This is a genomic window from Rhodoplanes sp. SY1 (assembly GCF_046000175.1).
Classification (GTDB): Bacteria; Pseudomonadota; Alphaproteobacteria; order Rhizobiales; family Xanthobacteraceae; genus Rhodoplanes.
In genome coordinates this window covers 17301-39170 of sequence record NZ_JBEOMB010000019.1, presented here as the reverse complement: position 1 = coordinate 39170, position 21870 = coordinate 17301, and the positions used below count along the sequence as shown (strand labels likewise).

General features: G+C 69.5%; 19 protein-coding genes, 1 tRNA gene and 2 pseudogenes. 8 read left to right on the top strand and 14 right to left on the bottom strand.

What is annotated here, in order from left to right:
* Positions 1-89 precede the first annotated feature (89 nt).
* The 9 genes and pseudogenes from ABTU92_RS07000 to fdnG form a co-directional block, all read right to left on the bottom strand.
* Positions 90-563: a hypothetical protein gene (locus tag ABTU92_RS07000; protein WP_408088996.1), complete on the bottom strand. Its 474-nt coding sequence runs from the start codon at positions 561-563 to the stop codon at positions 90-92.
* 17 nt (positions 564-580) lie between these two features.
* Positions 581-676, bottom strand: a tRNA-Sec gene (locus ABTU92_RS06995).
* Positions 677-844: 168 nt separating this feature from the next.
* Positions 845-2677 (bottom strand): annotated as a pseudogene (gene selB, locus ABTU92_RS06990) (selenocysteine-specific translation elongation factor); the annotation flags it as partial.
* A complete protein-coding gene (locus ABTU92_RS06985; protein WP_408088994.1) occupies positions 2674-3531 on the bottom strand; it encodes a tetratricopeptide repeat protein in 858 nt (285 codons plus the stop codon). The gene ABTU92_RS06985 and the pseudogene selB, both read right to left, overlap by 4 nt.
* Positions 3518-4972, bottom strand: a complete 1455-nt coding sequence (selA, locus tag ABTU92_RS06980; protein WP_408088992.1) for an L-seryl-tRNA(Sec) selenium transferase — start codon at positions 4970-4972, stop codon at positions 3518-3520. The genes ABTU92_RS06985 and selA overlap by 14 nt, the downstream gene beginning before the upstream one ends.
* 5 nt (positions 4973-4977) lie before the next feature.
* Positions 4978-5892: a formate dehydrogenase accessory protein FdhE gene (gene fdhE / locus ABTU92_RS06975; RefSeq protein ID WP_408088990.1), complete on the bottom strand. Its 915-nt coding sequence runs from the start codon at positions 5890-5892 to the stop codon at positions 4978-4980.
* A 316-nt stretch (positions 5893-6208) separates the two neighbouring features.
* On the bottom strand, positions 6209-6931 hold the full coding sequence (locus ABTU92_RS06970; RefSeq protein WP_408088988.1) for a formate dehydrogenase subunit gamma: 723 nt from the start codon (positions 6929-6931) through the stop codon (positions 6209-6211).
* A 12-nt stretch (positions 6932-6943) separates the two neighbouring features.
* On the bottom strand, positions 6944-7897 hold the full coding sequence (gene fdxH / locus ABTU92_RS06965) for a formate dehydrogenase subunit beta (protein WP_408088986.1): 954 nt from the start codon (positions 7895-7897) through the stop codon (positions 6944-6946).
* A 14-nt stretch (positions 7898-7911) separates the two neighbouring features.
* Positions 7912-10992 (bottom strand): formate dehydrogenase-N subunit alpha, encoded by a 3081-nt coding sequence (gene fdnG / locus ABTU92_RS06960; protein WP_408088984.1) that lies wholly within the window; start codon positions 10990-10992, stop codon positions 7912-7914.
* A gap of 347 nt (positions 10993-11339) precedes the next feature.
* Here fdnG and ABTU92_RS06955 point away from each other — a divergent pair, with 347 nt between their 5' ends.
* From ABTU92_RS06955 to ABTU92_RS06920, 8 genes and pseudogenes are all read left to right on the top strand, one after another.
* On the top strand, positions 11340-12071 hold the full coding sequence (locus ABTU92_RS06955) for a redoxin domain-containing protein (RefSeq protein WP_408088982.1): 732 nt from the start codon (positions 11340-11342) through the stop codon (positions 12069-12071).
* Positions 12050-13165 (top strand): transglutaminase-like domain-containing protein, encoded by a 1116-nt coding sequence (locus ABTU92_RS06950; protein ID WP_408088980.1) that lies wholly within the window; start codon positions 12050-12052, stop codon positions 13163-13165. The genes ABTU92_RS06955 and ABTU92_RS06950 overlap by 22 nt, the downstream gene beginning before the upstream one ends.
* 128 nt (positions 13166-13293) lie before the next feature.
* Positions 13294-13539 (top strand): sulfurtransferase TusA family protein, encoded by a 246-nt coding sequence (locus tag ABTU92_RS06945; protein WP_408088978.1) that lies wholly within the window; start codon positions 13294-13296, stop codon positions 13537-13539.
* 21 nt (positions 13540-13560) lie between these two features.
* On the top strand, positions 13561-14760 hold the full coding sequence (locus tag ABTU92_RS06940) for a cysteine desulfurase family protein (protein WP_408088976.1): 1200 nt from the start codon (positions 13561-13563) through the stop codon (positions 14758-14760).
* Positions 14757-15806, top strand: coding sequence for a selenide, water dikinase SelD (selD, locus tag ABTU92_RS06935; protein ID WP_408088974.1), 1050 nt, complete (start codon positions 14757-14759; stop codon positions 15804-15806). Before ABTU92_RS06940 ends, selD begins: the two co-directional genes overlap by 4 nt.
* Positions 15807-15863: 57 nt before the next feature.
* Positions 15864-16016: pseudogene (locus ABTU92_RS06930) on the top strand (antitoxin Xre-like helix-turn-helix domain-containing protein); the annotation flags it as partial.
* A 154-nt stretch (positions 16017-16170) separates the two neighbouring features.
* Positions 16171-16245: a hypothetical protein gene (locus tag ABTU92_RS06925; protein ID WP_408089002.1), complete on the top strand. Its 75-nt coding sequence runs from the start codon at positions 16171-16173 to the stop codon at positions 16243-16245.
* A complete protein-coding gene (locus ABTU92_RS06920; protein ID WP_408089000.1) occupies positions 16235-16972 on the top strand; it encodes an RES family NAD+ phosphorylase in 738 nt (245 codons plus the stop codon). The genes ABTU92_RS06925 and ABTU92_RS06920 overlap by 11 nt, the downstream gene beginning before the upstream one ends.
* Before the next feature lie 6 nt (positions 16973-16978).
* Here ABTU92_RS06920 and ABTU92_RS06915 read toward each other — a convergent pair whose 3' ends face one another.
* The 5 genes from ABTU92_RS06915 to ABTU92_RS06895 form a co-directional block, all read right to left on the bottom strand.
* Entirely contained in the window at positions 16979-17866 is an 888-nt protein-coding gene (locus ABTU92_RS06915; RefSeq protein WP_408088972.1) for a helix-turn-helix domain-containing protein, read from the bottom strand.
* 88 nt (positions 17867-17954) lie between these two features.
* Positions 17955-19235, bottom strand: coding sequence for a TRAP transporter large permease (locus ABTU92_RS06910; protein ID WP_408088970.1), 1281 nt, complete (start codon positions 19233-19235; stop codon positions 17955-17957).
* A gap of 11 nt (positions 19236-19246) precedes the next feature.
* Complete coding sequence (locus tag ABTU92_RS06905) at positions 19247-19756, bottom strand: TRAP transporter small permease (RefSeq protein ID WP_408088968.1); 510 nt, start codon at positions 19754-19756, stop codon at positions 19247-19249.
* A 97-nt stretch (positions 19757-19853) separates the two neighbouring features.
* Positions 19854-20882: a TRAP transporter substrate-binding protein gene (locus ABTU92_RS06900; protein ID WP_408088966.1), complete on the bottom strand. Its 1029-nt coding sequence runs from the start codon at positions 20880-20882 to the stop codon at positions 19854-19856.
* Positions 20883-21286: 404 nt separating this feature from the next.
* A complete protein-coding gene (locus ABTU92_RS06895) occupies positions 21287-21592 on the bottom strand; it encodes a hypothetical protein (RefSeq protein WP_408088964.1) in 306 nt (101 codons plus the stop codon).
* Between the last annotated feature and the right edge of the window lie 278 nt (positions 21593-21870).

Sequence of the window (21870 nt, the reverse complement as noted above, 5' to 3'; positions counted from 1 at the left end):
GGAGGCGCCCCCTCACCCGACATCCGCGCCGGACGCGCGGATGTCGACCTCTCCCCGCGCAGCGGGGAGAGGTGAGAGCGAGGCGAGCCTCAAAAATCGACAAGCGGCGTCTCCGGCATGTAGGTGTCGAACAGCACCCAAAACGGCCCCCGGCGCGCCTCGACGTACCAGCGCTCGAACGCGGCGAGTGCGACGGCGGGCGACGGCTCGGGCTCGTCCTCGCCGGTCAGCGCGCGGAACAGCGCCTGCGCGACCGGCGCGAACTTTTCCAAGACCTCGGTGCGCGCCTCGCTGTCCTCGTGCCAGCCGAGCTTTCCACGCAGCACGGCGAAGCTGATCGCGACGGCACTCGCCTCGGCGTCGGCGCCGGCCATCGCCTCGGCGAGCCCGCGCATCAGGTTGAGGCGCCGATAGGCGACGGCGCGCTCCTGCTCCAGCGCCGCGATGCGCTGCGCCGCCTCGCGGCGGAACGCAGCCTCGGCCGTCTCGGCGTGACCGGCGGCGGCCTCGAGCGAGACGAGGAACGGCAGCGAGGAGACCGGCATGGCGGCCGTGGAGGTCATCGCGCGCTCCGAATGGATGGCGGAAGAGAATGGGAGTCGAACCCACCAGAGACCGGCTCGCGGCCCCTCCCGGATTTGAAGTCCGGACGCCCCACCGGGGACGATTCTCTTCCGTGCTGGTCAGTGTCTGCAGCGGTCACGCCCGGCTCCCCGCCGGTCACCTCGCTCGTCGGCGCATCGCCGGCGGGCGTCGAACCGAACAGGTCGAGACGATGCTTGTTCATGCGCCGCAGATCGCCGCGACGCAAGGTGACGCCGTGACGATCGAAGAACTCCAGGATCTGGATCGCGACCTTGCGGCCGTTGTCGAGCCGGTCGCGGAACTGCGCCGCCGTGAACACGCCGGACGGCTGGTCCGCGAGGTCGCGCGCGATCGCCACCATCTCGGCGACGGTGCCGCGCAGGAAGTAATGGTCGTGCGCCACCTCGTCGACCCGGCCGGTGCGCGCCGTCAGTCTGAGGACGCGCCGCACCAAGACCTCGTCGATCGCGAACAGGCCGGCGAGGTCGCGCACCCGCGGCGGCTTGAACCGCTCGGCCCCGCCGAGCGTCGGCGCGATCCGTAGCCAGATCAGCTCCTCGGCCTCGCTCAGCCGCACCGCATGGCCGGGCCGCCGCACCCAGGCGCCGTCGAGCACGGCGGCGCCGGCGCGGGCGAGCCCCTGCAGCACCGAGCGGAAGGCCGGCGCCGGCAAACGCGGCTCGATCTGCAGGCGCAGCCGCTCGAGCCCGATGCCGGGCAGGTCCGGGTTGTCGGCGTGGAACGCATCGAGCCGAGCGCCGACGTCGCGGGTGAGCGCCTCCCAGGTCGGCGCCGCGAGGCCGATCAGCAGATCCTTGTCGGCGATGCGGACGATGCCGAGCGTCTCGACGAGGCGTGCCAGCGCGCCGTCGGCGAGCGCGTGGTCGCGCGCGAAGGCCGTCAGCTCGACATGCGCGGGCGGCCGGGCGAGCAGCGCCGCGAGCGCCGCGCCGGGATCGTCGAGTGCCAGCGCATCGCGCTGGGCGACGCGCTCCGGCGTGCGGCGCTTGCGGGCCGGCGCGCGCAGATCGAGAAACCGGCCGCCCCCGATGGTGCGGCTCGCCGAGACGTCGCGCAGCACGAAGCGGTCGCCGACCGCGGCGGCGATCGGCGTCTCCAGCACGAGCTGCACGCGGCCCTCGCGGCCGGGTGCCGGCGGGCTGTCGTCGAGCAGCACGATGCGGGCGCCGACCTCGGCCGACGCATGATGCAGCCGCACCGGCATCCACTGGGTCACGGGCTTCGCCTCGCCCGGCAGCAGGCGCAGCGTCACGTCGATACGGTCGGCCGGCGCGTGCAGGCCCGGATCGAGCACCATGTCGCCGCGCCGGATCGCCTCCTTGCTGATCTGATCACCGGCGAGGTTGAGGGCGCAGCGATCGCCGGCGACACCCTCGCCGCCCGGACGATTCTGAGCGTGGATCGAGCGGACGCGCGCGGTGAGGCCCGACGGGCTGACGGTCACGCGGTCGCCGACGGCGACGCGGCCGGACAGCACCGTGCCGGTGACCACCGTGCCGGTGCCGGCCAGCGTGAAGGAGCGGTCGACCGCAAGGCGGAATTTCTTGTCCGCCACTTCGCGGCGGCCGAACGAGTGCGCCGCCTCGAACAGCAGAGCACGAAGCGCGTCGATCCCCTCTCCCGTCACCGACGACACCGGCAAGACGGGCGCGTCGGCGAGGTTGGTGCCGGCGAGTGCGGCGGCGATTTCGACGGTCGCCTCGGCACGGCGCTCCTCGGACACCATGTCGGACTTGGTGAGCGCGACGATGCCGGTCCTGATGCCGAGCAGATCGACGATGGCGAGATGCTCGCGCGTCTGCGGCATCACGCCGTCGTCGGCGGCGACGACCAGCAGCACGAGATCGATGCCGCTCGCCCCCGCCACCATGGTGTGGACGAAACGCTCGTGGCCCGGCACGTCGACGAAGCCGAGCACGCCACCGTCCGGCGTCGGCACATAGGCGAAGCCGAGATCGATCGAGATGCCGCGCGCCTTCTCCTCCTTCAGGCGGTCGGTGTCGACGCCGGTCAGCGCCCGCACCAGCGAGGTCTTGCCGTGGTCGATATGGCCCGCCGTGCCGACGATCATGGCCGGGCCTCCGGTGCAGCGGGGACCGCCGGCCCGGCAGGCGCCTCTCGCACGGTCAGATCGAGCGGTCCCGGATCGGGCAGCGGCGCCGCGGCCCGACGCGCCGCCTCGGAGAGCGCGGCGCCATCGAGCGGCGCGCGGGCGGCCGGCAGGAACTGGGCCGCGAGCGCACTGCCGCCGGCCTGGGCGCGCAACAGCCAGATGAACGCCTCGACCGGGTCGCGCGCGACGCCAGCGCCCGTCATCATGGCGGCGCCCAGCATCGCCTGGCCGTCGGCCTCGCCACGTTCCGCGGCACGCCGCCACCAGCGCGCCGCCTCGGCGGGATCGCGCGGCACGCCGATCGCGTCGTGATGGAGCATGCCCATGCGGGTCATCGCCGCGGCGATGCCCTGCTTTGCCGCCGCCTCGGCCCAGCGGCGCGCCTCCAGCACGTCGCGCGGGACGACCTCGCCCTCGAGCAGCATCCAGCTCAGCATGTCCTGGGCCGGGCCGTCGCCCTGCTCGGCCGCGGCGCGATAGAGCCGCGCCGCCTCGGCGAAATCGGCCGGCTGGTCCTCGCCGCGGAAATGCAGCGCCGCGAGATTGCGCTGGCCGACCGGATCGCCGTTGCCGGCGGCGAGCACCAGCCAGCGCCGCGCCAGCACGAGATCGCGCTCGACCCCCATGCCCTCGGCGAAGCAGGCGCCGACATTGTTCTGGGCGCGCGGCACGCCGGCTTGCGCCAGCTCGGCCCAAGTGTCGAGCGCGGCCGTGAGCTCGCCCTTCGCCGCGAGGTCGTAGGCCTCGGCCATGCGGGCCTTGACGTCGATGGAAGGCGTGTCGCGGCCGAGCAGGCGATCAAGCCAGCGCATCGGCACCTCCCGCCAGCGACCCGAGAGCGTCCAGGAACCCGACCTCGTCGTCGAGGCAGCGCAGGTCGAGCACGAGCGCGCCGTCGGCGATGCGGCCGATCACCGGCACGGGCAAGTCGCGCAGCACCTGAGCGAGCCGCTCCAGCGCCCGGCCGGCGCCGCGCTCGGTGCGCGGGCGGGCGACGAGCGCGGCGCTCGGCAGCGTCTCCTGCGGCAGCGCGCCGGAGCCGATCTGGCTGTTGCACGCCGCCGCTGTCACGTCGAACGTCTCGCCGAGCGCTGCCGCGAGCGCCGGCGCGAGGCGCTGCGCCTGCGCAAGAATGTCGGCCTGCGGGCGGGCGAGATGGCGGAGCGTCGGCAGCTTGTCAGCGAGCCGGTCGGGATCGCGGTAGAGCCGTAGCGTCGCCTCGATGGCGGCGAGCCGGATCTTGTCGACCCGCAGCGCTCGCTTCATCGGGTTGCGGTTGATCTTCCGGATCAGATCACGACGGCCGACGATGAAGCCGGCCTGCGGACCGCCGAGGAGCTTGTCGCCCGAGAAAGTGACGAGATCGGCGCCGGCCGCCACCGCCTCGGCGACGGTCGGCTCGTGGGCGAGGCCGAAACGGGAAAGATCGATCAGCGTGCCGGACCCGAGGTCGTCGACCACCGGAACGGTCTTCTCGCGCGTGAGCGCGACGAGGTCGCGGGCCGGAACCGCCGCCGTGAAGCCTTCGATGCGGTAGTTCGAGGTATGCACCTTCAGCACCAGGCCGGTGCGCTCGCTCAGCGCGGCCGCGTAGTCCTTCGGATGGGTACGGTTGGTGGTGCCGACCTCGACCAGTTTCGCCCCCGCGCGCGCCATGATGTCCGGCATGCGGAAGGCACCGCCGATCTCGATCAGCTCGCCGCGCGAGACGATCGCCTCGCGGCCCTTGGCGAGCGTATTCAGCACCAGCAGAACGGCGGCCGCGTTGTTGTTGACGACGGTGGCGTCCTCGGCGCCGGTCAGCTCGCACAACAGATCACGGACCAGCGTGTCACGCTCGCCGCGCTTGCCGGTCGAGAGTTCGAACTCCAGCGCGATGGTCTGCCGCATCGCCGTGACGGCCGCCTCGATCGCCGCCTCGGCCAGCACGGCGCGGCCCAGATTGGTGTGCAGGACGACGCCGGTGAGATTGAGGACGGGTCGCACCGTGGGACGCGCTTCGGCGATCAGGCGGACGAACGCCGCCTCGGCCACACGCGCCGACGAGACGTCGGCTTCGCGGGCTCCGCCGCCCGTCCTTAGGGCAGCCCGCTTCTCGTCGAGCATCGCACGCACGGCGGCGACCGTGGCGCTCCGACCGAAGCGGTCGATCGCGACAATGGCGGCGTCGGCCTTCAACACGTCGTCGACCGACGGCAGGCGCCGCAGCGCCGTCCCGCGCGCCTGTGCGTGAACATCCAGCCGGGCCGTCATGGTGATCAGAAGCTCAGCATGAACGGGTTCACGCTGCCGCGTTTCATGCCGGTCTCGCGCACCAGGAGGTCGAGCCCGAGCGTCGCGACGTCGTCGGCGACCGGGTCGAGCCACGGCGCCTTGTCGCGATAGAGCACCTTGGCGTAGCGGCCGCATTCCGAGCAGGTCTCGGCCTTCACGGTGCCGCCCGAGCCTTCGACCTCCGGATAGGAGATGCCCTTGGTGGAGCCGCACGAGGTGCAGCGGATGCGCACGTAGTTCCATTGCGTGCTGCACTGGGCGCAGACGCAGTAGCGGGCCGGGTTGGCGCCGCCGATCTCGTCGATCACCGAGACGACGGGACGGCCGCCGCAGGCCGGACACACCGCGTCGCCGACCTGGACCAGCGCCTTCGGATCGAGCGTCGCCGCGAGGCGGGCGAAATGGACCTGCAGGGCGGCGGCGATCAGCACGTGCTCGGCGATCGCCTCGACCGGGATCGCATCGGCCAGCACGGCCCGCATCATCACGGTGCGGCTCGCGGGATCCGCCTGCGCGACGTGCTGCAGCGCGGCGCGGGCCGGGTCCGGCATGTGACAGTCGGAAAACAGCACCAGCATGCGGTCGAGCGTCGCCGTGCAGGCGGCGTCGGGCGTGAAGCCCTGGCGGTCGAGCGGCGGCATCTGGTGGGCGCGGGCGCGCGCCACCGTCTCGGCCGCCGGCGGCGCGACGGGCGGCAGCTCCTGCTGCACCCAGTGCTGGGCGCTGGCGAGGTCGGCCAGGAAGATCAAGTAGGGCTTCAGGGGATGCCCGTCGGCGAGCGCCCGGAAGCGGTCGCTGCGGCGCAGGAACAGGGCTTCGGGGTCGGGCCGCACCGCGAACGGCGGCGCCGTGATGGTGCCGAGCTCGCCGATGCCGGCACCAGACGTGAAATCGCTCATCACTCACCTCACGAACCGCACGGGCCACGTGACAGGACCAGGACCGCGGAAGCTAATCAGAAAAACGGGAGCGTGCCTATGGCGGACGCACGCGATGGTCGCCGCGCCGACTCTTTCACCTCTCCCCGCGCGCGGGGAGAGGTCGGACTTCGCGCGCCCTCGCGCGAAGTCCGGGTGAGGGGGCGTCTCCGTATTCACGGGCCTGCGTATCCACGCGAGGCCCCCTCACCCCGACCCTCTCCCCGCACGCGGGGAGAGGGAGCGCCGGCGCCGTACCTCCCCCCTCCAGGGGGAGGTGGGAGGTGCCGAACCACCCTCACTCCGCTGGCGTGCCGGTCGGGGTGCGGACGTGGTTGGTCTTGTCGCTGCGGGCGAGCTGGCGCAGCCACATGCGGTGATGCTTGAACGCCCAACCGCCCGAGACCTTGCCCTTCACCATCGCCGTCATGGTGCCGCGCGCCCAGAACGCCCCGTAGATGTGGACGATCAGGATGCAGACCATCACGATCGCCCCGATCGAGTGGACCAGCACGGCGATGCGCTTCTGGTCCAGCGTCGTGTAGGCGCCGAAATACTGCTCCCAGATCACCACCCCGGTCCCGATCATGATCAGGATCAGGATGCCCATCCACCAGAACACCGCCTTCTGGGCGAAGTTGAAGCGCCCGACCTCGGGCATCTTGTCCTCGTCGCCGGCCAGGAAGGTATGGATGTTCTTGAGCCAGCTCCCGTCCGCCGGCGACCACAGGTTGACCCGCCAGAAGCGCAGGAACAGCCCGGTGAAGCCGAGGAACAGGAACACGCCGAACCACGGATGGACGGTGCGGGTCCACTGGCCGCCGCCGAACAGGCCGGTCAGCCAGTAGAGGCTCGGGTGGAACAGGGCGAAGCCCGAGAGGGCGAGGAGCACGAAGCCCCCCGCCGTCAGCCAATGGTTGATACGCGCCGCCGTCGAGTAGCGGACGACCACGACCGGTTCGACGACCGGATCGCCTTTCTCGAGGGCGTCGCCTTTGACGACCTCTCGTCTCTCGCTCATCACGCGCTCTCCCTACGCATTCTCTCGGGCGGGCGGCTTCTCGGCCATCTCCTTCGCCTTCTCCTCGTCGTGCGGCGAGACGCGGCTCGCCCCCGAGAAGATGCTGTGGACGACCGTGACGGCCGCCATCGCGCCGATGGCCGCGAAGCCGGCGTACTTGGCGACACCCTTCCAGATCTCGACCAGCGGGCTGATCTTCGGATCCTTCGGCAGGCCGGAATAGATCTCCGGCTTGTCGGCGTGATGCAGCACGTACATCACGTGGGTGCCGCCGACGCCCGGCGGATCGTAGAGGCCGGCGTTCTTGAAGCCGCGGGACTTGAGGTCCGTAATGCGGCCGTCGGCCCACTTCTTCATCTCGTCCTTGGTGCCGAAGACGATCGCCTGGGTCGGGCACGCCTTGGCACAGGCCGGGCCCTGCCCGACCGCGACGCGATCCGAGCAGAGCGTGCACTTGTAGGCCTTGGCATCGACCTTGGAGATGCGCGGGATGTTGAACGGACATCCCTTCACGCAGTAGCCGCAGCCGATGCAGGCGTCGTGGACGAAGTCCACGATGCCGTTCGAGTACTGCACGATCGCGCCCGGCGCCGGGCAGGCCTTGAGGCAGCCCGGATCCTCGCAGTGCATGCAGCCGTCCTTGCGGATCAGCCACTCGAGGTTCTTGGTCTCCGGGTTCTCCCACTCGGTGAAGCGCATCAACGTGAAGGAGTTCGGCGTCAGGTCGTGCGGGTTCTCGTAGGTGCCGACGTTGATGCCGACCTCCTCGACCATGTCGTTCCACTGCAGGCAGGCCGACTGGCACGCCTTGCAGCCGATGCACTTCGACACGTCGATGAGCTTGGCGACCTCGGTCTGCCGCTTGGCGGGCGGCGTCACGGTGGACGCCGAGCGCCTGATCAGATCCTGATCGCCGAAGCGCGGCGGCGTCGGGGCGGTGGTCGGGTTCGGAAGCGGGGGAAACATCTCTCGATCCTCCCTTACGCGACCGGCCCGGCGAGGGGCTCGATGTCGACCAGGAACGCCTTGTATTCCGGCGTCTCGATGTTGGCGTCACCGACGAACGGGGTGAGCGAGTTGGGGCCGAAGCCCTTCCTGGCCGCGCCCGTGAAGCCCCAGTGCAGCGGGATGCCGACGATGTGGACGGTCTTGCCGTCGCACACCAGCGGCTTGATCCGCTTGGTCACCACGGCCTTGGCCGTCACGCTGCCGCGCTTCGACCACACCCGCACCGTGCCGCCCTTCTTGATACCCTTCTCGCGGGCGAGCTCCTCGCTGATCTCGACGAAGAACTCGGGCTGGAGAACGGCGTTCGCGTGAGCGTGCTTGGTCCAGAAGTGGAAGTGCTCGGTGAGCCGGTAGGAGGTCGCCGCGTAGGGGAACTCCTTCGCCTCGCCGAACTGCTCGAAGTCGTTGCGGAACACGCGCGCCACCGGATTGCCGCGCACCTTCGGTGCGACGACGTTGACGACCGGCGATTCGAACGGCTCGTAGTGCGACGGGAACGGCCCGTCGCGCATCATGGCGCGGGTGAACAGCCGCGACGTGCCTTCCGGGTTCATGATGAACGGCATCACGGTGTCCGGCTTGGCGGTGGGCGCGATGTCCGGCACGTCGTAGCCGGTCCATTTGGCGCCGTCCCACCACAGGAGCTTTCGGCTCTCGTCCCACGGCTTGCCCTGGAGGTCCGAGGAGGCGCGGTTGTAGAGGATGCGCCGGTTCACGGGCCACGACCACGACCACTTGAGATACGCGCCGGTGTCGTCCGGGTCCGAGGTGTCGCGACGAGCCATGTTGTTGCCCGCCTCGTTGAAGCAGCCGGAATAGATCCAGCAGCCGCACGCGGTCGAGCCGTCGTCGCGCAGGGCGGCGAAGGAGACCACCTGCTTGCCCTTGGCGAGGACGACCTTGGTCGGGTCGGCCGGGTCCGTCACGTCGGAGACGACGTAGCCGTTGAGCTCCTTGGCGAGCTCCTCGGCGGTCGGCTCGTGCGGGTCCTTGTAGCGCCAGTCGAGGTTGACGATCGGCTCCGGAACCTTGCCGCCCTCCTTGCGGTACAGCTCCTTCAGACGCAGATGGATCTGCGCCATGATCCAGGTGTCGGTCTTCGCCTCGCCGGGCGGCGAGCCGCCGGGCCAGTGCCATTGCAGCCAGCGGCCCGAGTTGGTCAGCGACCCCTCGTCCTCGGCGAAGCAGGTGGTCGGCAGCTCGATCACCTCGGTCTGGATCGTCGACGGGTCGACGTCGTTGTTCGCCCCGTGATTCTCCCAGAACCGTGCCGTCTCGGTCTGCAGCGGGTCCATCACGACCAGGAACTTCAGCTTCGAGAGCGCCGTGGTGATCTTCTTGCGGTTCGGGAACGACAGCAGGGGGTTGAAGCCCTGGCAGAAGTACCCGTTCATCTTGCCCTGGTGCATCAGCTCGAAGGCGCGCAGGACGTCGTAGGCCGGCACGTCGAGCTTGGGCAGCCAGTCGTAGGCGAAGCTGTTCTCCGGCGTCGCCGCGTCGCCCCACATGGCCTTCTGGAAGCTCACGAAGAACTTCCGGTAGTTCTGCCAGTAGCTCATCTGATTGGGCCGCAGGGGCTTGAAGCCGCGCGTCGACATGTAGGTGTCGAAGGTCGGCTCGCGCTCCGTCGGGATGGTCAGATAGCCCGGGATCAGGTTCGACATGAGCCCGATGTCGGTCAGCCCCTGGATGTTGGAGTGACCACGCAGAGCGTTCATGCCGCCGCCGCGCACCCCGATATTGCCGAGGATGAGCTGCAGCATCGCCATCGCCCGGATGTTCTGCGACCCCTTCGAGTGCTGGGTCCAGCCCAGCGCGTACATCGAGGTCATCGTCTTCGCGGGGGACGAGCACTCTGAGATCATCTTGGCGATCGTCAGGAACTTGTCCTTCGGAGTGCCGCAGATGCGCTCGACCATCTCGGGCGTGTAGAGCGAGACGTGCTGCTTCAGGAGGTTCCAGACGCAGCGCGGATTCTGCAGCGTCTCGTCGACGACCGCGAAGCCGTCCGGCCCGACCTCGTAGTCCCAGGTCGAGCGGTTGTAGTCACGCTTCTGCTCGTCGTAGCCGGTGAACAGGCCGTCCTGCCAGCCGAACCCCTCCTTCACGACGAAAGCCGCGTTGGTGAAGTTCTTGACGTACTCCCACTGCACCTTGTCGTTCTGAATGCAATGATTGATCACGCCGAGCAGGAACGCGATGTCGGTCCCCTGCCGGATCGGCGCGTAGTAGTCCGCCACCGACGCCGTGCGGGTGAAGCGCGGGTCGACGACGATCAGCTTGGCGCCACGGTTGGCCTTCGCCTCCGTGACCCACTTGAATCCGCATGGATGCGCTTCGGCGGCATTGCCGCCCATGACGACGACGAGATCCGTGTTCTTGATGTCGGTCCAGGAATTCGTCATCGCACCACGGCCGAACGTCGGGGCCAGACTGGCCACCGTCGGGCCGTGTCAAACACGGGCTTGGTTGTCGAACGCCACCATTCCGGTACTGCGGACGACCTTGTAGGTCGCCCACGCGGTCTCGTTGGTCGTCGCCGAGGCGGCCAGGAAGCCGGTGGAGGTCCACCGATTCACGGTCACGCCGTCGTTGTTCTTGACCACGATGTTCTGGTCGCGGTCGTCCTTCATCAGGCGGGCGATGCGGTCGAGCGCCTGATCCCAGGAGACGCGCTCGAACTTGGCCGAGCCGGCCTTGCGGATCTGCGGATGGAGCGTGCGGGTCTTGGAGTGCACGACGTCCCGGAGCGCCGCGCCCTTCGGGCACAGCGTGCCGCGATTGGTCGGGTGGTCGGCGTCGCCCTCGATGTTGACGATCTCGGCCTTCTCGCCCTTCTTCAGATCACCCTTCGAGTAGATGATGATGCCGCAGGCGACCGAGCAGTAGGTGCAGGTGTTGCGGGCTTCGGCCGTGTTCGCGAGCTTGAACGGACGGATCGCCGCCGCATGCGCGGCCTCGACGTCGCCGAAGCCGAACGCACCGAGCGTGGTGCCCGCGAGACCCGCGCCGGCGCCGGCCAGGAAGCCGCGCCGCGAGAGCTCCATGTTCATGGAATGCTACCCTCCTGGTTACGTTGGCCCCCGCGGGGGACGGTTTTGGAGCTGCGCGGGGGACGCAGCTTTTTTTGTCGGGTCATCGAGTCAGGTGGTCGCCGAAAACGCTATTTTGGAACCGATCGAAAGTCAAAACGATTCCGAAGCTTCCGGATCGAACCGAGAGTTCGCTGCCGGGCATTTCAGGGCGTGCGGCGCATCATGGATGTGCACCGCACAAGAGCGCCGCGTCGAGTGTCGTGACGACTTTACAGGGCGACGCTCCAGCTGCCGCGCGACCGAACCGTGGCGCTGATTCTTGAATTTCGTTGACGTGGCGACGGGGCGTCTCGCAGAGTGCCGTCGTGATCCTGATCACGGCTCCCGGGTTCCGGGGCGATCTCACCTCATCACGACAGTGCGGGCCGGCCGCTGCGGACCGCGGCCGCGGTCCGTCGGAGGCAGCGTGGCACCGTTGCACTCGCGTCGCGGCGTTGCACCGCCGCAGCCCGGCGCGCGTGTTTGCCGCATCCCTCCTCGGGCTTGCCTTTGGGCTGACCGGTCCCGCCGGCACCACTGTCGCCGAGCCCGGCGCGGCCGCGCGCGTGGCGGAGACCGCGACGCAGCTGATCGCGTGGACGGGTGCGGCACCCGCCGGGATCGTGCTCGACGCCACCACGGGCGATCGCGTCGCGCTCGACGCGCTACGCGGACGTCCGGTGGTCGTGCATTTCTTCGCCACCTGGTGCGAGCCCTGCCGGGCCGAGCTGCCGCTGCTCGCGGCCTTCGCTGACCGCCGCGACGATCTGATCACGATCGCGATTAACGTCGGCGAGGTCGACCTCCGGGTGAAGCGTTTCGCCGCGCAGGTCGGCTGGACTCGTCCGGTGCTGCTCGACCGCGACCGCGCGGTGGCGCGCGCTTTCGGCGTCACGGCGCTGCCGACCACCATCGCGCTCGACGCGACCTTGACGCCGCGCCTGGTCGCCGAAGGCGACCTCGACTGGCGTGACCCGACAGTCACGGCCCCTCTCGTGGCGCTCGCCACGACAACCCCCGACGGGAGGACACCAGCATGCACCGACGCGACGTGTTGAAGGCCGGCGCCGCCCTGGCGGCCGTCGCTCTGCCCGACTTCGCCGTCGCGCAAGGCGCTGCCGCTTCGGCGGCCCCAGGCTTCGCGCCGAAGCCCGGCGCCTGGCGCAGCTTCGCCGTGACGACGCGGCTCGAGATCGCCAAGCCGGAAGGGCGCACCCAGGCCTGGGTGCCGGTGCCGAGCGTCAATGAAGAGGCCTGGTTCCGCTCGCTCGACACGACGTTCACGTCGAACGGCAAGGCGGCGCTGGTGCGCGATCCGAAATACGGCGCCGGCATGATCCATGTCGAATGGGCGGCCGGCGAGACGGCGCCGTTCGTCGAGGTGATCAGCAAGGTCGCGACGCGCGACCGCGCCGTCGATCTCGCGGCGCCCTCCCGCCCCGCCGCGCTGTCGGCGGCCGAGCGTGCGCTCTACACCGAGGGCACCGATCTCATCCTGGTCGACGGCATCGTCAAGCAGACGGCGGACAAGATCACGTCCGGCGCGCGCGACGACGCCGCCAAGGCGAAGGCGATCTACGAGTGGATCGTCGACAACACGTTCCGGGATCCGGCGACGCGCGGCTGCGGCATCGGCGACATCGCGGCGATGCTGAAGACCGGCCATCTCGGCGGCAAGTGCGCCGATCTCAACGCCCTCTATGTCGGGCTCGCCCGCGCGAGCGGCCTGCCGGCCCGCGACGTCTACGGCATCCGGCTCGCCCCCTCGGCCTTCGGCTACAAGAGCCTCGGCGCCGGCTCGGAGGTGATCACCAAGGCGCAGCACTGCCGGGCCGAGGTGTGGCTCGAGGCGTTCGGCTGGGTGCCGGTCGACCCGGCCGACGTGCGCAAGGTCGTGCTGGAGGAGCCGCCGACCCGGCTCGCCATCGACGATCCCAAGGTGGTCGCCGCCCGCCGGGCGCTGTTCGGATCCTGGGAGACCAACTGGCTCGCCTACAATGTCGCGCACGACCTCGCGCTGCCGGGCGCGCAGGGGCCGAAGATCGGCTTCCTGATGTATCCGCAGGCCGAGACCGCGAGCCAGCGCCTCGACTGCCTCGATCCGGACGGCTTCCGCTACGTGATCAGGGCGAAGGAGACGACGGCGACGTGAGTCGCGCGGTATCCCGGCCCGTCATGCCCGGGCTCGTACCGGGCATCCACGAGCAGCCGACCGACACAAAGATCGTGGATGGTCGGGACAAGCCCGGCCATGACCACTCAGTGCAGCAGCGAAACACCGTGACGAACAACACGAACCCCACCGAAACCGTCCTGGACCTGCGCGGGCTCTCCTGCCCGCTGCCGGTGCTGAAGGCCAAGACGGCGCTGCGTCACGTGCCGATCGGCGGCACGCTGGTGCTCGAATGCACGGATCCGCTGACCGTGATCGACGTGCCGCATTTCTGCGCCCAGACCGGCCACCGGCTCGACGGGCAGGAGCAGGCCGGCGACCTCTATGTCTTCCGCATCGTCAAGCGGCACTGAGTCGGGACCGACCCATACGCCATGACCCAAACATCCCCCGCCCCCGGCTCGCCCGATCCCGTCTATCTCGACCACAACGCCACGACCCCGGTCGACGTCGACGTGCTCGCCGCCATGCTGCCGTTCCTGCGCGAGGAGTTCGGCAATCCTTCCTCGTCGCATCCGGCCGGCCGGCGCGCCCGCGCCGCGGTCGAGACCGCACGCGCCGAGGTCGCCGCGCTGATCGGCGCCGCGCCGGACGAGATCGTGTTCACCAGCGGCGGCACCGAATCCTCCAACACGGCGATCCGCGGCGCGGCGACGGCGCGCGAGGGACGCCGCGGCATCGTGACGACGGCGTTCGAGCATCCGGCGACCGAGGAATGCTGCCGGCTCCTGGAGCGCGCCGGCCATGTCGTCCGTCGCGTCGCGCCGCAGTCGGACGGCCGCGTCCTCGCGGCAGACGTGATCACATCGCTCGACGACGCGACGGCGCTGGTCACGGTCATCCACGCCCAGAACGAGATCGGCACGCTGCAGCCGGTCGCCGAGATCGCCCGTGCGGCGCGCGCCCGCGGCGTCTGGATCCACGCCGACGCGGCGCAGTCGCTCGGAAAAGTGCCGGTCGACGTCGAGGCGCTCGGCGTCGATCTGCTCACTATCGCGGGCCACAAGCTCTACGCGCCGAAGGGCATCGGCGCCCTCTACATCCGCCGCGGCGTCGCGCTGCCGCCGCTGCTCGCCGGCGCCGGGCAGGAGCACGGGCGACGGGCCGGCACCGAGAACGTCGCCTTCATGGTGGGGCTCGGCGCCGCCTGCCGGATCGCCGCCGCGCGGCTGGAGCAGGACGCCGCCCGCATGCGCGTGCTCGCCGCCGGACTTCTGGCGCGGCTGCGCGACACGGTGCCGGGCTTGATCCTGGTCGGCGATCCAGACGCGCGCCTGCCCAACACGCTGAACGTGCTCTTCCCCGGCGTCTCCGGCCGGCTCCTCCTGGAGGCCTGCCCCGGCGTTCTCGCCTCGACCGGCTCGGCCTGTCACGCCGGCAGCGAGGCTCCGTCCGCCGTGCTTCTGGCGCTCGGGTTCGCGCCCGAAATTGCGCTCGGCGCCGTGCGCCTGTCGCTCGGGCGCGCGACCACGGAGGCCGATGTCGCGGCCGCCGCCGACCATCTCGCCGCCGCCTGGCGGACCCTGCGCGAGCCGGCCGCCCCGGCCCCGCGCCTCTCCGGAGCCTTGTCATGAACGCGCACGATCTCCGCCTCACCAGTCTCGCCCATGGCGGTGGCTGCGGCTGCAAGCTCGCTCCTTCGGTGCTGCAGCAGCTGCTCGCCGAGCAGCCCGCCGCCGGCCCGTTCGCCCAGCTCCTGGTCGGCACCGAGACGGGCGACGACGCCGCCGTCTGGCAGATCGACGACACCACCTGCGTGATCGCCACCACGGACTTCTTCATGCCGATGGTCGACGACCCGCACGACTTCGGCCGCATCGCCGCGACCAACGCGATCTCCGACGTCTATGCGATGGGCGGCAGGCCGATCATGGCGCTCGCCATCCTCGGCATGCCGATCGACAAGATGCCGCCCGAGACGATCCGCGAGATCCTGAAAGGCGGCGCCAGCGTGTGCGCGCAGGCCGGCATCCCGGTGGCCGGCGGCCACTCGATCGACTCGCCGGAGCCGATCTACGGGCTCGCCGTGATCGGCACCTGCCGGCCAGAGCAGGTCCGCCGCAACGCCGATGCGCAGCCCGGCGACGACCTGATCCTCACCAAGGCGCTCGGCGTCGGCGTCTACGCCTCGGCGATCAAGAAGGGCGTGCTGCCGGACGGCGCCTATGACGAGATGATCGCCTCGACGACGCTCCTGAACCGCATCGGCGCGGATCTGGCCCGCGACCCGGCCGTGCACGCGGTCACCGACGTCACCGGCTTCGGCCTGCTCGGCCACGGAATGGAGATGGCGCGCGGCGCCGGCGTGACGCTGACGACCTCGCTGCAGGCCGTGCCGCTCCTCGCGCACGCCGCCGCGCTGGCGCAGGCCGGCTGCGTCACCGGCGCCTCGCACCGGAACTGGGCGAGCTACGGCGCGGCCGTGTCGCTCCCCGAGGACCTGCCCGACTGGCGCCGCCACCTTCTCACCGACCCGCAGACCTCCGGCGGCCTGCTGGTCGCCTGCGCCCCACAGCGCACCGACGCGCTCCTGCGCACCATCGTCGAGGCCGGCTACCCGGCCGCGAGCCGCATCGGCCATGTCGAGGAGGGACGCCCGGCGATCCGGGTGGTCGGGTGATGGCCGTCTTGCACGAGCAATGGAGTAAGCATATCCTTTCTGTCGAAAGGATAGATCATGCAGAGCGAGCCGGCCGTCTCGACCGTCCCCGACGAGGCCGCGGTGATCACCAAGGCGACGCTCCGGGCGGCCACCCGCCTCGGCGTCTCCGGCCGTGTGCTGGCGGCCGTGATCGGCGTCTCGGAGGCCACGGTCTCGCGGATGCGGACCGGCACGCACCTCCTCCGGCGCGGCCAGAAGCCGTTCGAGCTCGCCGTGCTGTTCGTGCGCCTCTACCGGTCGCTCGACGCCATGATGGGCGGCGACGATGCGGCGGCCGCGGGCTGGATGAAGGCGCACAAATGCCGCGCTCGATGCGGAGCCGATCGCCCTCGTCCAGACCGTGCCTGGGCTCGTGAATGTCATCCAGTACCTGGACGCCCGCCGCGCTGTCGTCTGAGGCCGGGCCGCTCGCCGGGACGGCGTGGCGGCTGGTCGAAGCGCAGCACCATGTCTCGACCCTCAAGCTGGTCGACTCGGTCGCCGAGCAGGAGCTGCTGGAGCGGCTCGTGGAGGAGACCAAGCCGGCGGTCCCGCCGGAATGCCGCGGGCTCCATTATCAGCTCTACACGCCCTTTCGCTACGGCACGTATCCGAGAGGGTCGCGCTTTCGTCGCGCCGGGGCGACACCGGGCGTGTTCTACGCGGCCGAAGCCGCCGTCACCGCCGTCGCCGAGACCGCCTTCTATCGCCTGCTCTTCTTCGCCGAGTCGCCGGCGACGCCCTGGCCGTCGAATCCGGCCGAGTTCACGGCCTTTGCCGTGGCGCATGCGACGGGACGGACGATCGATCTCGCCGCACCCGGCTTCGCGGCGGAGCGGGCGACGCTGATGCATCCGAGCGACTACGCCGCCTGCCAGGCGCTTGCCGACGCGGCGCGCGAAAGCGGGATCGACGTGATCCGCTATCCGTCGGTGCGCGATCCCGGCGGCGGCGCCAACCTCGCGCTCTTGTCCTGCCGGGCCTTCGCCGGCCCGGCCCCGACCGGGCAGCAGACCTGGCGGCTGCGGATCAGCGACACCGGCGTCCACGCGATCTGCGAAGCGCCGACCGCGCGCATGACCTTCGACCGCACCTGCTTCGCCGCCGATCCACGGATCGCCGCGATGAGCTGGGAGCGCCCCTGATCGCTCTCAGCCCCCCGCGGCGCGGGCCAGCACGGCGCGCAGCACGCGGGCGCCGGCCTCCCCTTTCCGGGCGCGCCCCCACTGCTCGGTGATGATGGTCTTGAACAGCCGCACCGCCTCGGGCGTCGCGGTCGCCATGGCGATGCCGGACGTGATGTTCGGGTGGTCGCCGAGCCGGTAGGGGCTGAGCGTCACGGCGGCGTGGTCGGCCGCCTCGAACACCTGGAAGGTCTGGAACGGCGCCTGGTCCTCGATGACGCCGATCTGGACACCGATCGGCGGGTGCTCGAGCAGGCCGGCGAACCGCTCGATCTCACGGGCGGCGAGCCCGCGGCGCGCGCGCACCACCGCGTCCGGGAGATCGAAGCGCCCGACCAGGCCGGAGCGCAGGAAGCGCTCGATGTCGGGCGCCGAGACGATGCTGAGCACCGGGATGCGCCGGGTCGCGGCGCCTCGCCGCCGGGCGTGGAGGATCGCCATCACGGCCTCGACCTCGGCGCGCGCCGCCGCCGGCTCGCGATGGCTCTCGGGGATCCCCTCGAGCAGCATCACGCGCAGATGCTCCATGTACTCGTCGGACTGGAGCAGGAACGAGAACGGCGAGAAGTTGCCGAGCACATGGACGGCGGTCTCCTCGAGCTGGCGCATGCGCTCGAAGAACGACACGGCGTTGGCGTAATACTCGACGCCCACCCCCATCAGCGACGGCAGCGACGTCTCGAGGAGCTCGGAGATCTTCTCGAGCGTCTCGATCTTGACGAGCTCGCCGCGCTCCAGCCGATAGACGGCGGCCCGCGACACCCCGATCGCCTCGGCGATGCTGCTCACCGTGAGATTCTTGCCGAGCCGATAGGCGCGCAGCCGTCGGCCGATCTCGGCCAGATGGTCGGACATCGTTCTCCCCGCGGCCCGCGCCGATACGGCGGCGGATGGTGTCCGGGATCGTGTTGTCTCGTCTCGATGCGGATGGCGGCGGCGAGCCTCAGCGGATGATCGCCAGTAGTCCCGTGGAAATCTGCGGGACATAGGTAATGAGCAGGAGCACCAGGATGTTCACGGCGATGAACGGCCAGATGCCGCGGATGATCAGCTCCACGGGCCGGCGCAGCGTCGACGACGCGACGAACAGGTCGAGCCCGAACGGCGGCGTTATCATTCCGATGCAGATGTTGAGGCAGACGACGAGGCCGAAATGGACCGGGTCGATGCCGAGCGAGGTCGCGACCGGATAGAAGGTCGGCACGAGAACCAGCAGGATCGAGTTGGGATCGATGAACATGCCGGCGACGAGCAGCACGACGTTGACGATCAGCAGGAAGACGATCCAGTCGACGTTCCACGCCGCGAACAGCTGCGTGAAGAAGGCGGGCACCTGCGCCAGCGTGATCAGGAACGACAGCATCGATCCGGTCGCCAGCAGGATGAAGATGACGGCGACCGTGATGGCCGAGCCTTCGGCGATCTCCATCAGGGCCTTGAAGCCGATCGACCGGTAGACGACCATCTCGATCAGGAGCGCATAGGCGACGGCGACGGCCGCTGCCTCGGTGGCCGTGAAGATTCCGCCATAGATGCCGCCGAGAATGATGAAGGGCATGCCCAGCGCGACGAGCCCGTCGCGGAAGGCGAGCACGCGCTCGCGGCGCGTCGCCCGCGGGAACAGGCCGGCGCCGGTGCGCCACGTGACGATCTGCACGTAGATCATGAACGCGACGCCGAGCGCGACGCCGACCGCGAAGCCGCCGGCGAACAGGTCGGCGATCGAGGTTCCGGTCAGCCAGCCGTAGATGATGAGCGTGATGCTCGGCGGAATGAGCAGGGCGCATTCTGCGCTCGAGGCGATCAGGGCGAGCGAGAACGTCTCGGAATAGCGCGCCTTCAAGAGCTCGGGATGCAGCAGACGGCCGAGCGCCGCCACGGTCGCGGGCGCCGATCCGCAGATGGCGCCGAACCCCATGCAGGAGACGACCGTCGTATGCCCGATACCGCCGCGGACATGGCCGATATTGGTCTTGACCAGATCGGTGAGCCGTTTCGCGATGGTTCCGCGCGCCATGATGTCGGCGGCGAAGATGAAGAACGGGATCGCCAGCAGGGTGGAGACGTTCACGCCGCCGAGGAGCTTCTGTGCCAAGGCGACCGGCGGGATCGACGGGAACAGGAGAAGCCACGCCAGCAGGGTCGGGACGCCCATGACGAGGAACATCTCGAAGCCCAGGACGAGCAGGATCGCCGCGGCGACGCAGAGCAGGAGGACGGTCACGCGCGCTTACCTCAATGATCCTGGAACACGTCGCGAAGCAGGAACCGATTCTGGACGCCGGTGAGCTCGAGCAGATAGCGCAGCGACAGAAGCGCGAACCCGACCGGCAGCGGTGCGTAGAGCCACAGCATCGTGGTGCCGAGCGTCGGGCTGATCTGCCCGCTGTTGTAGATGAACAGCGCGAGATCGAAGCTGAACTTGGTGAAGACCAGGCAGAAGACGAGGCCGGTCAGATTGATCGCGATCCGCACCAGGCGGCCGCCCACGCCCTGCAAGCGGTCGATCAGCACGGTCATGGCGATATGCCGGCGCCGCTCCAGCGCGAGCCCCAGGCCGACGAAGACCAGCCACGCGAGCCCGAACAGCGTCGCTTCGTCGATCCACGCCAGCTCGGTCGCGAGCTCCGCGCTGAAGTATCGGATCACGACATTGACGAAGTACAGGAACGACATCGCGATCAGAACGACCGCGATGAAGACCCTCTCGACGGTGCGGATGATATCCATTGCACGAGCGAACATGCGTGTCTTCTTCATCGAGTCTGCAGGGTAGCCATGTCCGCCCGCTGTCGGAACGGTCGCGACGCGCCCGACGCCCGCCGGGCGCGTCGCGCGTCCGTCAGCTGCCGAGCTTCTTCATCTCGGCCTTGTAGAGGTCGATCGCCTTCTGGCCTTCCGCGCCGGCGCGCGCGATGAAGGCGGCTTCCGACTTCGGCACCATCGCCGCTTGCCACGCCTTGCGATCGGCGTCGCTCAGGTTGCCGATCTCGGTCTTGCCGGCGTTCTTGATGATGTCCAGTGCGGCGATCTTCGCGTCCGCCTTCATCTTCTCGACCTCGGGCCGGACCTCGATGAAGGTGTCGGTGATGATCTTGCGATGCCCCTCCGGCAGCGACTTCCACCAGGTCGGATTGAACAGCACGAAGTCCTCCATGGCGCCGTGATCGGACACGACGAGATACTTCTGGACCTCGTGGAACTTCATGGTGGAGATCGTGTCGAGCGGGTTCTCCTCGCCGTCCACGACGCCGGTCTGCAGGGCCGTGTAGAGCTCGCCGAACGGGATGGCGATGGCGCTCGCGCCGACCGCGCCGAACTGCTCGATCAGAATGCGCGAATCCATCACGCGGAACTTCTGGCCCTTGAAGGCCGACACCGAGTCGATCGGCTTGTTCGACGTCAGGCTCTTGCGGCCGTTCGGCCAGAGCGCGATGGCGACGAAGCCGCGGCTGGAGAAGGTGTCGAGCACGTACTGGCCGAACGGGCCGGTGCGCAGCGCATTCGCCTTGGCGACGTCGGCGGGCAGCAGGAACGGGATGTCGAAAACCGACACCACCGGATTGAACCCGCCCAGGAAGGCGGCCGGCATGACCGTGCACTCGATGGAGCCGAACTGCGTTCCCTCGACCATCTGGCGCGCATTGCCCAGCTGGGAGGCCGGGAACAGCTTGAACTCGACCTCGCCGTTGGTGCGCGCCTTGACGAGCTCGGCCACCTTCTCCAGCCCGCGATGACGCGGCTGGGTCGGGGCTTCGAGATGCGCGATCTTGGCCGTGTACTTGGCCGACTGGGCCGACACCGTGGTGGCGGACGCAGCGACGACGAGCGCACCGCTCGTGATCTTCAGGAATTGGCGCCGTGAAGCCATGGGGCTCTCTCTTTTATGAGGGATGGAGGCTGTATCAAAATTTAGACTACGGGCGAAATGGTGTCAAACCGGGGTCTTTTCGTCGGGTCGCCAGCTTGAATCGAGCGCCCGGACACGAGCCCAAGGCCGCCGTCGCGCTCGCTTTCGCAGCCGACGACGGCGCGGCTCCGTCGTCCCCCGCTTGTGGGAGCGGCAGGCGCCCTGCTCCACACCTCCCGCACCTCCGTGCCGCGCAAAGAACCACACGACCGCCGGCTCGAAACCAAAAGAGTGCCCGTACGGGCACTCTTTTTTGTTCGTCGACGGGAGGGGCCGGGAGCCCTTGCGATTGTTCGCGGCCGATGACGTCGGCCGACGCGATGGTCGCGGGCGCGCCGGTCGGGCGGCCCGAGCAGGCACGCTCGTCAGCCGAGATCGGCCGCCGCGATGGCGTTGAGGGTGGCGAGCTGGTCGGCCGGCGCCGCGCCCATCGAGGCGGTCGCCTGCTCGGTGATCTCGATGAGGCGATCGAACGCCTGGTCGGCGACGTCGCCGGTCAGCGGATGCTCCTCGTAGGAGTCGATGAAGCGGCCGACCAGCAGCGCGAGGATCTGATAGAGCGCCACATGCTCGCGATCCGAGCCGGCGAGGTTCAGCACCCTCTGCTGGAAATCCTTGTAGGTCCGAAGGCCGTTGTGCTGGGCCTTCAGCCAGGTGAGCAGTTCGTCCAAGAGCGTTCCCTCCCTCGAATGCGACCACGGGCGCCGACGGCGCCCCCGGAGAAGAAACTACCGTTGATACCACAACAAGAGGAGAAAAAAAGAGATTTTATCCGCGTCCCGGACCCGCCTCGACGCCGGTGAAAGCGCGCAAACCTGTCACCGAGGGTTCACGACCGCTTTGTTTTACCGTCATAAAATATCCGGCCGTGGCCCCCCCGGTTGACAATCGGATCGCCTGCTGCGACAGTCTCAGAAATTAGACAGTCGGACGCCCCGCGTCGACGGTG